The organism is Stenotrophomonas sp. GbtcB23 (assembly GCF_019091045.1).
Taxonomy (GTDB): domain Bacteria; phylum Pseudomonadota; class Gammaproteobacteria; order Xanthomonadales; family Xanthomonadaceae; genus Stenotrophomonas; species Stenotrophomonas rhizophila_A.
Map to the genome: position 1 here is coordinate 1 of NZ_JAGXKC010000289.1, position 328 is coordinate 328.

A 328-nucleotide genomic window follows, 5' to 3' on the forward strand; every position below is an offset into this window, starting at 1 on the left:
CATCACCTTCGACTGTTGCGTGGAGCCCGTCTGGTCAAGGGCGCGCGCCAGTCCAAGCAGATCTTCTATGAGGTAGCGGACAAGCACGTGAGCCAGGAGCTGCTGGACATGGCCATCCACATCGTTGAGGACAACAGCGCCGACTAGCCTTGGTGCGAAACAGCCCTTACCGCGTCCCGTGAGGCCTATCCTTACGACCAGATCCGGTGCAAGTCATCCACGACCAGCACGTGATGGTGCCCGCCTTGGTTCGCGTGCTGACGCAAGTGGGGGTGATCCGCCGACAGGTTCGGATGGTCATGGGCCAAGTCCGACGGGTCGCTGGCCG

1 pseudogene is annotated in these 328 nt (G+C 62.2%); it reads left to right on the plus strand.

The window, feature by feature from the left end:
* A pseudogene (locus tag KVS69_RS21190) lies at positions 1–147 on the plus strand (ArsR family transcriptional regulator); the annotation flags it as partial.
* Between the last annotated feature and the right edge of the window lie 181 nt (positions 148–328).